Here is a 12230-nt window from a genome sequence, read left to right as displayed (position 1 = left end):
AATGTTTATAATAGCTGATACGAAAAATTCTGAACGATGCCCAAGGGCCAAACCGATGTGGACTGCCGCAATAGAAAAAGAGTGGTAGGGTGGCCAGCGGTAAAAGCCAATAGTTTCCAAATAATGGCTTCTTCAAAGGCATCGTGGAGACGCATCACTGCCCCTGTGGTGTCTTGAAGGTACCAATGCGCTTGGTGTTTGGTTATTTGAAGCTGTTCGACCAATTGAGGGACGTCATCGGCCCAAGGGTTTTGGGCAATGACACGGGTGTATTCCACTTGGGAAAGTTGCCAATTCTCAACGCCCTCCAGCGAGGTAGGAAGAAATGTTTTACTCTCTAAGTGATGTTTTATCAATGCACGAAAGGGACTGTGGCTTGGGTAAAACACCAAACGGGCCTTGGAGGTATTGCCTGGAACAAGCGGGGTTTCAATGGCGGCGGTTTTGTAGGCAAAATTGAGCACCAACGCAAAACGCTTGGAATTAGACCCGTACAGCCAATTTCGTTGGAGGACAATATCCTCTTCTTGGGTGGTACGTCTGCCAATCACAACCCATTCATCATCAATGGTTTCGGTTTCTTTGTTTTCAAGGAGTTCTTTTTGTTGCATATTCCACCCAACCCGACTTTTTACTTCTTCTTGTACAAGCGGAGGGAGCTGGTCAAGGTTTCTAAATGCCTCGATTTGTAAGTGTATTTTTGCCGCAATTTCGAGGGCTTGAGGTTGCCACGAGTCGCCTTTGTAATAATCGATTTTGGTAAATTCTTTGACCAATGAGGCAAACCCCGTCGCTTGGGCATCTACCATGCGGGCGGCCATTTTTTCAAAGTAAGCATTTCCTTTTTCGGGCAACGTCAACAACCCACCCCTCACCATGTCTCGAAGCCAAAGGTCAAGTTCGGCAATGCCTGCTTCTACTTTTAAAAGTCGCTCATTTTGGCGCTTTTCCTTGTCTTTGGCCTGTTTATCTGTTTTTTCAGAATCTTGTTCCTCACTTACTGGCGGCTGAATTTTGGCTTCGACTTTTTCGGAACGCTTATTGATCCATTCGCTGACCCAACTAGGCTCAGTAGTGAGCTGAGGGATGTCACCGTTGCGGCGTGCTACCAAAAACAAGAGTCCTAACCCATGTTTACACGGAAATTTTCGGCTAGGGCAAGAGCATTTAAAGGCTGTATTTTGCAGGTCGATTTGGGTTCGGTAGGGGTCTTTTCCACTTCCTTGCACTTCCCCCCACAGCACCCGCTCGTTGGATTGATAATTTAACCATTTGCGTTCATTGGCTAAGTCTTTCCCCGCTTTGAGGGAAGAGGCGTCGGGGGCAAGCTGGCTTACTTGGTCCTCGGTTAAAAAATTCATAGAAAACCTGATTTTTTAGGAAACGCAATAAACGAAAGAAATAAGTTGAAAACAAAAAATATATACTCTATCGAAATAAAAATGTTTTTTGGAATATAAAATAAAAAACGTAGCTGCTAAAATATCCTTTAACAACTACGTTTCAATGACTCAAATCAGCCCTTGCCCTTACTTCTTGACACTCTTCATGCTTTCATCAATCGCCATAATGACTTCGTGGGATTGGTGGTTATGCTCTTTTTCGAGGCGACTCTTCAAGTTGGTTAGTAACGAACGACTTTCGTCGGTATTTAAGGCCGAAACTCGGCGCACCATAAACTCTAAGTGCTTGTCCATTACTGATTTTTCGGCGAGCGCTAAGGCGCGTTTGGCGTCAATCGCTGCCAACGGCTCGGCTGCATACCAGAGCATAAGGGGCATATTATGGTCACCTTTGTCAGTAGTTTTTTGAACAAGGGCTTCCACTGCTTCCCAACGCTGAGTGGGAGCAATTCGTAACAAAGCAGAGGTCAAGTACAACCGAACCAAGGGCGAAGTATCGTTTTTGGCCATGGTTATAAACTGTTTAAGCGTTTCGTCCGAAATGGTTTTGCCTTCCGTCATCAATTGTAAAGTCCAGCTGCGTACGTACTCGTTTTCGTGACTAAGTAAGGCAATCATTTCTGGTTGGGTCAATCCCTTGGTCACGTGCAATGCCCACAACGCCCGAAGTTTGCGGGTGACGTCAGGGTTGTTAGCAAGGATTTCTTTCAATGCTTTGTGGACTTTTTTGTTGGAGCCGCGCTCTTGTAGCAACGTTCTTGCCTGTCGTACGTACCATTCGTTGGGGTGTAATTGATAATTGACCAGCTCTTTGTCCGAAGCTTTTGATAAATCTACTTTAACCCATTTGTCGTTTTCGTGGGTGATTTTAAAGATTCGCCCCATTGTTTTATCGTGAACGTCGGGGTTTGAGCTGTGACATTGATTTTTATCGTACCAATCAATGGCAAAAACCGAACCGCTGGCGTCGTATTTGAAGTTCAACCACTGTGACCACGTATCATTCATGGCCATAAAATCATCGCGGTGACGAACAACGTAGCCTGAGCCTGCGCGCTCAGGATGGTCGCGGTTAAAGCGCGCGCCGTTGATGTTGTTCATAAAAATATCGTTGCGGTACTCAGCAGGCCACGTATGCCCTAAATAAACCATTGCTCCCGCGTGGGCGTGCCCACCTCCCTTTGGCCCCGAACGGAAGTTACCCGCGTGCGGGCCACGTTCGCCAATCCAGTGTACGTGGTCGCCCGCCGTTTTGATGTCGTCGTACGTGTAAGGGTTAAAATGTTTTCCCGCTTGGCGTTGATAGCGGGCATTGTGAATGATGTGGTACATGTGCGGAATTACGCAAGCCGTGATGAAGGCGTGGCCATAATCGTTGAAGTCGATGCCCCACGGATTGCTTGTCCCTTCGGCAAACACCTCAAACGTGTGTGCTGTGGGGTGATATCGCCAAACGCCTGCGTTGATTTTGGTGCGTTCTGAGTCGGGAGCACCTGGCTTTCCTACGTTTGAATGTGTAAAAACGCCGTGTGTTCCGTAGAGCCAGCCATCAGGCCCCCAGCGGAGGCTGTTGAGGGTTTCGTGGGTATCTTGCATTCCCCAGCCATCTAACAATTTTTGGACAGGCCCTGCGGGTTTGTCATTTTTAAAATCAGCGGGAACGAAAAGTAAATAAGGCGCTGCACCCAGCCAGACACCACCCATGCCTACTTCGATGCCGCTGACGAGGTTGAGTCCTTCCATAAACACTTTGCGGCTATCGAGCGTCCCGTCGCCGTTGGTGTCTTCCAAAATGAGGATTCGGTCGCGGCCTTGTCCTTCAGGGGCAGGAACGGGATAGGTGTGGCCTTCCACGACCCACAAACGGCCACGGTAATCAATCGTAAAACAAATCGGACGAACCACGTCGGGCTCGGCGGCGGCCAAAGAAACTTTAAAACCTTGGGGTGGCGTCATGGCAGCGGCGGCTTTTACCCCCGACAAGCCAGCGTTGACAACGGGGTCAAGCGGTGGTAAAATCACAATGTCGCTTTGTTTCAATTCATTGGGGAATTCGGGGCGCGTACTGTGGAATAAAAATTCGTCAAAATTGAGGTGCGCCCATTTGTCGTGGGGGATGTAGGGAATTTGTGAAATACCCGTCTCGTTATCAATGAGTTTGATGTAAATATCTTTGTTGAGGTACGCCTGCAAATCCACTACCACGGGTTGCAACGTAGCCCGTCCTTGTCCTGTGATGGAGAAAATAACCACATCGCTCCCCGTTTGACGAATCTCTACGCGGGTATCCTGCAAAGCGCCGCCCGAAACTTTAAAGGAAGCATAGGGCTGAGTAACCGTAAATGGAACGGAAGTAAGGGTGCCGATTTGCTTGGCATTGGTAATCCCCCCACTGGAAACGAAAAACTTGCCATCGAAACCAATGCGCATCTCTTTTTCGTGCAGGGGAGAAGGGTCGGCTGAGATGAGGCCGCTGGTGAAGGCGTCGCCCGTGGCAGCCCAATCTTGGAGGGTGCCCGTTTCAAAATTTAAGTTGAGAGGCTGGCCGTTTTTTTGGGGAATTTGTCCCGTCACCACCTTGGCTGTTACGTCATTTTCCGAGACTTCCAATTTTCCCACCATGCCAGCCGCGCGGTGTCCAGGGACGGAGCAGTAGTAAATGTCGTTTTCTTGGGCGGTAAAAACCAGCGTTGCTGTTGCTCCTTTGTCGAGAATAGTTTTGCTTTTAAGTGCCAATTTCTCAAGGGCAATGTCGTGGGTCATTAATTCCCCATTGACAATTTTGAGTCGAATCCGTTCGCCTTTTTTGGCACGAAGCGTTGGATTTTTGGCTCCATCGGGCGCAAAATACCCGAGCATGGTTGCTTCGAGGGTAAATTCACGATCGATTTTTTCGGAATCTTGAGAAAAACTAGGAAGGGAGAGGCAAAAGAATGCGCAGTAAATAAATATTAAGAGGCGTGAGGCGTACATGAGGAAAGGGAACAGTTAGGTTTTATTTTATCTTTTCTAAAAATAATATAAAAAACAACTGTTCCCTCAAAATTACTCATTTATTGCTTTTCTATTCTTGTGCCTTCGTCGATGTAGATAATGTAAGGGATACCGCCCTCGCTTTTGATGGCTTCGGCAACCGCTTCAGGGTTTTCGGGAGCGTACATAAACATGCAGCCTCCGCCGCCAGAACCGTTGATTTTTCCGCCCAACGCCCCCGCATTCATGGAAGCTTCTACCATGCGGTTTATCTTGTCGGTAGAGGTGCGTTTGTGGTCGCGCAGATTGGCAAAGTGGCGGTACAATAATTGTCCAAATTGTTGGTCGAAGTCGGGAGCCGTACCGTTTTGGGAAGCCAACATTAATTGTTTTCCCTCAATCAAAATATCACGGTCTTCGAGGTTTGCCTTCAACAACCCCAATTCATCCAAACTCAAATGGGCTTTATAATCATCGGCTTGGGCAAGGGGAGTGGTGAAGATTGAAAACGTTGGGTCAACTTGTTTTACTTTGGCAATGATGGCTTCCATGCCGTAACGACAACGAGCCAAAATCCCTAGGGTATCTTTGGGCTGCAAAGAATCGCCAAGCACAAAAGCACCTAATTTGGGTTGAAGACCTTCAACGTGGATTTTTGGAACTGATTCTAAATAAATAACATTTCCGATTGCGGTCGAATAATGATCCATCATTCCACCAGGTTCGCCAAACTCTAACACTTCGGCTTCGTTGGCGATTTCGCCCAGTTCTTTTGAGGACAACTCCTTCGGATTGTCGGCCAATCGGGTCAAAAAGTTGGCCCACGTCACAATCAAAGCCGACGAACTTGAGGTGCCCGAATTGATGGGAATATTGCCGTGAATATTCACTTCAAAACCTTGTCCAAAGACAAAACCACGGCGGCGAAGCACGTTGATGGTACTTCTAAAATAATCACGTTCTTTTACGTAAGGAAGAGGCTCTTCCAGTAAAAAAGCCTCTTCTTCTTTCAAATCAGGGAGGTGCAGGCGAACCATATCGTCATTGCTTTTGCCCCCCTCAATGCTTATTCGTCTTGAAATCGCCGCTGCCACAACGGGCAACCCAAGGTAATCTTGGTGTTCCCCAAATAAGCAAATTCGGCCTGGTGTTGATATTTTCAAAATCGTAAATGTTTAATGGGGAATTACCAGCTACGTTTTTTGTAACCAATCAATGAATAATACAAAAGAAAAGCGTAGAGCGGTAAAAGCATCCAGTAAGCTTGCTGTGTGCTGTGAATTGAATCGGCTAATTTTCCGTAAACAAGCGGTAGGATGGCACCTCCTGAGATACCCATGATCAATAAGGCTGAACCGATTTTGGTAAATTTGCCAAGGCCATCCAACGCAAGTGGCCACATGGCAGGCCAAACAAGGGCGTTGGCAAAACCTAATATGGCGATGCAAATGACAGACGTAAATCCTGTGGTCATGATGGCCAATACTGTCACGATGAGTCCCAAAATGGCCGATACTTTCAAACATGTACCCTGAGAAACGTATTTAGGAATCAGCACAATGCCAAGACCGTAGGCCGCAAGCATGAGCCAAAGGGTGTAAGTTCCAAAGGTACTTGCTTCGCTTTCGGGAAAGCCAAGCGAAACGCCATAGCTAATGATGGTATCACCTGCAATTACTTCGGCACCTACGTAGCAAAACAAGGCAATGACCCCTAAAACTAGGTTAGGAAATGCAAAAACACTGTTGTGCTTGGCGGTCGCCGTTTTTCCTCCTTCGTCTTCTTGTTCTTCGCTCACTTCTGGAAGACCTTTTGACATTTTGATGACAACCGCCAACACCACAAGCACGGCCGTAAGAATCATGTACGGCACTTCTACTTTTTGGAGTTCATCGGTTGGTGCGGCGGCGGCGCCACCTGCTAAAAGCAACCCACCAAAGGTCCATTGGCTAATGATACCCGCAAGTTTGTTGGCAATTCCCAAGAAACTGATGCGTTGGGCGGCACTTTCACGCGGGCCTAGAATCGTTGCATAAGGGTTTGAAGCCGTTTGGAGCAATGTCAAGCCTATACCAATGGTAAATAAACCGACCAAAAATAGTGGGTACGAGGCGATTTGTGCCGCAGGAATAAAAATAGCGGTACCAACGGCCATGATGGCAAGCCCCAATGACATTCCATTTTTGAAACCTGTACGTTTCAACACTTCCGACGAAGGAATTGCCATCAACGTATAAGAAATGAAAAAGGCGAAGGTAACAAGGTAAGAGCTGGTGTTATCCAAGCTAAAGGCTTTCTTGAAGAAGGTGATGAGTGTACCGTTTACCCAAGTAACAAACCCGAATACAAAAAACAATAAACCAATGATAATCAGTGGGCCAACGTAGCTTTGATTTTGTTTTGACATGAGAAATAGGAGGTTTAGAAGGTAAATTCAGTCCCGAAAAAATGAAAAAAAACGCGGGATTAAAAATTTATGTTAAGTTATTTTTAAATTATTTTAAAAAATGGTAAAACTAGAATGCTGTTAAAAACCATATACTGTAAAACCACCGTCAACGGCTATTATCTGTCCACTAATATAACTAGCGGCAGGAAGACATAAAAAAACGATGGCATTGGCTACTTCTTCGGGTTGGCCTACTCGCTGCATGGGCGTTCGGCGTAAAATGTCGCTTAATGCCTCTGGATTAGATAAAACCGACTCCGTTAGTGGCGTGGCAATGTACCAAGGCGCTACGGCATTGACCCGAATATGGTCTTTGGCCCATTCACAGGCCAAATTTCTGGTTAGTTGGTTCAATGCACCTTTGGTCATTCCGTAAATCGAACCGCTACGTAAGGAGGTTAATCCCGCCACTGAAGTAACGTTAACAACACAGCCTTTGGCCAATTGCATTGCAGGATACAAGGCTTGGGTAAGCAGAAAGGCCGAACGGAGATTGGTGTTTAGGATATGGTCGTATTCGTCGTAGGAGTACGAGTCGGTAGGTTTACGAATGTTTGTACCTACGTTGTTGATTAGAATATCGAGTTTTTTCCAATGGGTTTGAACAAATTGGCCAAGCGATTCGATGGCCTCTGTGTTTCCCAAATCCAGTGCGAGACCCGTGACGGGAAATCCTTGGTCTTGGTAATCACCAACTTGTTGGGCTACTTCCTCTGCGTTTCGAGCTACGAGCAAGACCTCAGCGCCCATTTTAAGGAGAGTTTGAACGGTGGCGCGTCCGATGCCCTTGGTTCCGCCCGTTACGAGGGCGCATTTGCCACCTAATTGCCAGTCGTTAAGCATTTTTGATTTATGTAAAACTTTCGATTAAATTGGTACGTTAATATACATACAGGAAAAACAACCAAATCGCCTATCACCTATGAACCGTCGCTCATTCATTCACACACTTATTGGTACGTCGTTAGTAAGTCCACTGGCATTTTCGCAACAACAATCCCAAGACCTCAAACGGGTGGTCAAAACGGATGCGGAGTGGAAAAAAATCCTGACGCCTATTCAGTTTTACGTAACCCGTCAAAAAGGGACAGAACGCGCTTTTACGGGGCCTTATTGGAACAACAAAGAAAAAGGAATTTATAAATGTGTTTGTTGCGGAACTCCATTGTTCAATGCTGATACCAAGTTTGATTCGGGAACAGGTTGGCCTAGTTTCTACGCGCCCATCAGCAAGAAAGTCCTCAAAGATGAAAAAGACAAAAGCTTTGGTATGGAACGTGACGAGGTAATATGTGCCGTTTGTGATGCTCACTTGGGACACGTTTTCGACGATGGCCCTCGACCAACAGGGCTACGTTATTGTATGAACGGCGCGGCGTTGTCGTTTGAAAAAAAATAGGCTAAGTCCGCGAAAATAATTCAATCCAATACCCGTCGGGGTCAACAACAAAAATCTGCTGGATTCCGTCGGGGCGAGGTTTTGGGGGGCGAAAAGTGGCTTTTACACTTTGTAAATGGCTTTCCCAAGCCTTCAGATCTTCTACTTCAAGCGCAAAGTGATTGCTACGTGACCCAGAAACGACCTGCTCGGAGCGAACGCCTATTAAGTGCAATTCTTGGTGTGAACCAATTTGAAACCAAGCTCCTGGGAAATCAAAAGCGGGGCGTTCTAATTGGTTCATTTGTAGTATATTTGAATAAAAGTGGCAGCTTTGCGCTACGTCTGCAACGTACAAGGCTACGTGGTTAATTTCTTTGATGCGTAAATTCATTGCTGGTTATTCCAACGTTTTTTGGTTGTTTCTCGTCCTTATCTCAGTAGCAAGTAAGGTATTTGCGTTGATAAAAATCGAATAAAGTTATGAAAAATGCACTGATTTTGTGTTTGAGCCTGATGGCAGGTTGTAAGTCGGAAAGCGTAGATTCGTTGACGCTAGGAAGTGATTTCCCACTTACGACAAAACAACCAGTTCAGGTAGGTGATGTCCAATTGGCATTGACTGGTGTTGAAGATAGTCGTTGCCCGAAAAATGTACAGTGTGTTCGAGCGGGGGAAGTGGTTGTTGATTTGGCGCTAAATGCCCAACAAAATGTAAAGATGTGCTTGGGTGACTGTCAGGTGGTAGGTCGTAAGACGTCTGTTACGCAGGATTCATTAGAGGTGACGGTCAACCAGCAGAAGTATTTACTTATTTTAAAGCAGGTTACGCCAGATTCTAGGACTGAGAAAGTGCCAAATGATCAATATCAGCTTCAAATGCAAGTGCTGAAAAAGTGATTTTGGAGAGTCCAAACCTCCCGAAAGTTTTAAACTTTCGGGAGGCTGAGTTAAGTAGGTGTATTTAGAACGGCAAGTCATCATCTCCGCCACCTAGGTCTGAGGCGATGGGCGTCGCAGGTTTAGGTTGAGGAGCAGGGCGAGGTGCAGGTGCTGATTGTTGTGGCGCGCTGTAGCCAGACGAATTGTCGTCGTTATTGTTTGAATTACGACCTCCAACGAGTGTCAACGTAGTTCCACGTACAGTTTTTCCTTCGCGTTGTTTTCCTTCTTTATCCACCCACGTTTCTGTACGAAGTTTTCCTTCAATATAAACAGTGTTTCCTTTGCGTAAGTACTGCTCGGCGATTTTTGCCAAATTGTCCCAAAGTTCAATCCGATGCCACTCTGTTTGTTCTACACGTTCGCCGCTGCGATTGGTGTAACTTTCAGAGGTTGCGATGTTAAAACGTGCTACTGCCGAGCCATTTTCGAGGTGACGAACCTCTGGGTCACTTCCCAAATTGCCCAATAAAATTACTTTGTTTACTCCAGCCATTGTTATAAAAAGAATTGTAAGTTACGAGTCAAAACTGCAAGGTTTGAAGCCATGCAGATGACAAATTTACTCAAAAAACCGCGCTTTCCAATAAGTCGAAACCAAGACGGGTTTGGGGAGCTCGTCAATTTCTTGTTGTGTAAAAAAGCGAAGCGAGGGAGGGAGTTCCAAATCAAAATCCGACGGGAGTGCTACTTGCCAAAACCTCGCCTGTATGCGCTGATGGGTGAGAATATGCGTAATTGTTTCGCTGGGTTGGGAGACAACCGACTGAGAAAGTGCTTTTTGTAAAAATGAAGGCAGAGGAAGCGAATCGAGGGTTGCGTCCGAATGCTCGGTTTCAACCAAATAAAAATCATAGAGTTGCTGCCAGATGTCCCGTTCTGTACGCAGGTTCATGGCCAATTGCCCATCTTTCATCAAAATAAAATAATGAAAATGCCGCACCCGTACCTTCGTTTTCTTGATTTTTACGGGCAGTTGGGTAACTCTGCCCGTGAGATTAGCTTCGCAAACGCCCTGAAACGGGCACAACAGACAATCGGGAGAGGTGGGCGTACAGTGAACAGCCCCAAATTCCATAATGGCTTGATTGTACAAGGCGGGTTGTTCAGTAGAGATGAGTTCAGAGGCAAGTTGGGCAAACCTTTTTTGTCCTTGAGAACTGGCAATGTCAAGATCAACGCCAAATACCCGTGCAAGCACCCGATATACATTTCCGTCCACCACGGCGACGGCTTCGTCGAAGGCAAAAGAAGCAATGGCAGCGGCAGTGTAAGGGCCAATTCCTTTAAGTTTTAACAGCCCATTGTAGGTGCTCGGAAATACCCCATTGAGTTGATATGCAATGTGTTTGGCCGTTTGGTGGAGGTTTCTTGCCCGTGAATAATAGCCCAAGCCCTGCCACAGCCGTATCACCTCTTGTTCGGGGGCGTTGGCAAGGTCAGTGATTGTTGGGTATGTGCTAACAAATCGGTCATAATAGGGTAATCCTTGCGCGACGCGTGTCTGCTGTAGAATGATTTCGGATAACCATATATAATACGGATTTCGTGTTTGTCGCCAGGGCAAATCACGGTGTTGGTGAGTGTACCAACGGATGAGGGTTTCAGCAAAAAACTTGTTATTCAATGAATTCGGGAGTTTTTTTTTCAAATTAAGACAGAAAACATTTTCAAAATTAGTCGAAAATGTACTACTTTTGTGCGCTCAAATTAGGCCGTACGCTTATCAACACATCGGCTTGGTAGAATTTTTGAAACTAATTTCCAAAGAATAACAATTTTATAACCTTAAAGTTTAATAAAAGTGACGAAAGCAGATTTAATCGCAGCAGTTGCCGACCAAACCGGCATCGAAAAAGCAAACGTTTCTGAAACAGTTGAAGCGTTTTTCTCAGTAGTAAAAGATTCATTAGCAAAAGGCGAAAATATTTATGTCCGTGGGTTTGGTAGCTTTGTAAACAAAAAACGTGCAAAGAAAGTAGCTCGTAACATTTCTAAAAATACGGCTATTGTTATTGATGAGCATTATGTACCAAGCTTCAAGCCAGCTAAAGTATTTGTAGAGCAAGTAAAAGGCTCTGATTTGTAATTTAAGAAGTAAAGTATTGTTGAAAGATTTAAAGGTAACGTGCAATGAATCGCTCCATCTTATTAGTAATTGTGTTTGCTACTGTGCTCACTGGCGGGCTCTATAGTCTTCCAAAAGTTGTGGTAAATACCAAGGAGCGTAAGTTGGTTGAGGGGAAAGAAAGCACTAAGACAAACGAGACTGAAGCCCCTAAAGAGCGTGCTTCGAGCCCGACAGAACATAGTGCACCTTTGACATCTGAGCAACAAAGCACTGTCAATAAGTTACTTCAACAATATACCTCAACAGCAGATTCAAAAGCAAAATCGACTGCGGCACTTCAATTATCAGATTTCTATTCTCAGATTAGAAAGTTTGATAGTGCAGCCAAATACGCCGAAAATGTGGCTCTTTTAGCGCCCACCGAAGCCAATTTGTTAAGAGCAGGTGACCGTTATTACGATGCGTTTGGGTTTGCTGTTGACAACCAAAAACTAGCGAAATTGGGGGAGAAAGCCCGCGAGTGGTACCAAAAAGCCCTCGATAAAAATCCAAATTTGCTCAATGTTAAAGCGAATCTAGCCATGACTTATGTATCGACCGAAACACCGATGCAAGGAATCATGATGCTCAGAGAAGTTTTGGCCGCCGACCCTACCAACGAAGTAGCGTTGTTCAATTTGGGATTGTTGTCAATGCGTTCAAACCAGTATGAAAAAGCAGTAGAGCGTTTTCGCCAACTGTTAAAAGTGCGTCCTGAAAATATGAAGGCACGTTTCTACATGGGCGTCTCGTTGGCACAGACAGGCAAAAACAAAGAAGCGTTAGAAGAACTTTTAATCGTAAAAGAGAAAGAAAAAGACCCAACCATTCAGGCAGCGATTGCTGAACTGGAAAAAGAGTTAAAATAGTGGTTTTTAGCTATTTACGATGAAAACCTTACAACAGAATCATTCAATTTTTTAATAACATTTAAAACATTTACGATTATGCCTTGCGGAAAAAAAAGAAAGAGAC

At 45.4% G+C, this 12230-nt stretch carries 12 protein-coding genes; 4 read left to right on the top strand and 8 right to left on the bottom strand.

Going from position 1 to position 12230, the window contains the following annotated elements:
* Positions 1 to 5: 5 nt before the first annotated feature.
* The 5 genes from K339_RS34460 to K339_RS0122100 all read right to left on the bottom strand — a co-directional run bounded on the left by K339_RS34460 (position 6) and on the right by K339_RS0122100 (position 7668).
* On the bottom strand, positions 6 to 1361 hold the full coding sequence (locus tag K339_RS34460) for an SWIM zinc finger family protein (protein WP_037301583.1): 1356 nt from the start codon (positions 1359 to 1361) through the stop codon (positions 6 to 8).
* Between the two features lie 168 nt (positions 1362 to 1529).
* A complete protein-coding gene (locus K339_RS0122115; protein WP_028525557.1) occupies positions 1530 to 4376 on the bottom strand; it encodes a PVC-type heme-binding CxxCH protein in 2847 nt (948 codons plus the stop codon).
* 80 nt (positions 4377 to 4456) lie between these two features.
* Positions 4457 to 5539, bottom strand: coding sequence for a GHMP family kinase ATP-binding protein (locus K339_RS0122110; RefSeq protein WP_028525556.1), 1083 nt, complete (start codon positions 5537 to 5539; stop codon positions 4457 to 4459).
* A 23-nt stretch (positions 5540 to 5562) separates the two neighbouring features.
* Positions 5563 to 6783, bottom strand: a complete 1221-nt coding sequence (locus K339_RS0122105) for a sugar MFS transporter (RefSeq protein WP_028525555.1) — start codon at positions 6781 to 6783, stop codon at positions 5563 to 5565.
* A 120-nt stretch (positions 6784 to 6903) separates the two neighbouring features.
* The gene (locus tag K339_RS0122100; protein WP_028525554.1) at positions 6904 to 7668 is read right to left on the bottom strand and encodes an SDR family oxidoreductase; all 765 of its coding nucleotides are present in this window, start codon (positions 7666 to 7668) and stop codon (positions 6904 to 6906) included.
* 79 nt (positions 7669 to 7747) lie between these two features.
* Between K339_RS0122100 and msrB the strand changes: the two genes are divergently transcribed.
* Positions 7748 to 8224, top strand: a complete 477-nt coding sequence (gene msrB / locus K339_RS0122095; protein ID WP_084332287.1) for a peptide-methionine (R)-S-oxide reductase MsrB — start codon at positions 7748 to 7750, stop codon at positions 8222 to 8224.
* Position 8225: 1 nt separating this feature from the next.
* Here the strand turns inward: msrB and K339_RS0122090 are convergent, their stop codons facing one another.
* A complete protein-coding gene (locus K339_RS0122090; protein WP_028525552.1) occupies positions 8226 to 8597 on the bottom strand; it encodes a VOC family protein in 372 nt (123 codons plus the stop codon).
* An 89-nt stretch (positions 8598 to 8686) separates the two neighbouring features.
* On the opposite strand from K339_RS0122090, the gene K339_RS0122085 reads away from it, so the two are divergent.
* On the top strand, positions 8687 to 9103 hold the full coding sequence (locus tag K339_RS0122085; RefSeq protein WP_028525551.1) for a hypothetical protein: 417 nt from the start codon (positions 8687 to 8689) through the stop codon (positions 9101 to 9103).
* Positions 9104 to 9167: 64 nt separating this feature from the next.
* Here the strand turns inward: K339_RS0122085 and K339_RS0122080 are convergent, their stop codons facing one another.
* Positions 9168 to 9641, bottom strand: coding sequence for a single-stranded DNA-binding protein (locus K339_RS0122080; RefSeq protein WP_028525550.1), 474 nt, complete (start codon positions 9639 to 9641; stop codon positions 9168 to 9170).
* A 66-nt stretch (positions 9642 to 9707) separates the two neighbouring features.
* A complete protein-coding gene (gene mutY, locus K339_RS0122075; RefSeq protein WP_028525549.1) occupies positions 9708 to 10772 on the bottom strand; it encodes an A/G-specific adenine glycosylase in 1065 nt (354 codons plus the stop codon).
* Between the two features lie 177 nt (positions 10773 to 10949).
* Here mutY and K339_RS0122070 point away from each other — a divergent pair, with 177 nt between their 5' ends.
* On the top strand, positions 10950 to 11234 hold the full coding sequence (locus K339_RS0122070; RefSeq protein ID WP_028525548.1) for an HU family DNA-binding protein: 285 nt from the start codon (positions 10950 to 10952) through the stop codon (positions 11232 to 11234).
* A 44-nt stretch (positions 11235 to 11278) separates the two neighbouring features.
* On the top strand, positions 11279 to 12124 hold the full coding sequence (locus tag K339_RS0122065) for a tetratricopeptide repeat protein (protein ID WP_028525547.1): 846 nt from the start codon (positions 11279 to 11281) through the stop codon (positions 12122 to 12124).
* Positions 12125 to 12230: the final 106 nt, after the last annotated feature.

Source organism: Runella limosa DSM 17973 (genome assembly GCF_000482465.1).
Classification (GTDB): domain Bacteria; phylum Bacteroidota; class Bacteroidia; order Cytophagales; family Spirosomataceae; genus Runella; species Runella limosa.
Note: the sequence above shows the minus strand (reverse complement) of the source record. Positions and strands in the feature narration are given on the sequence as shown.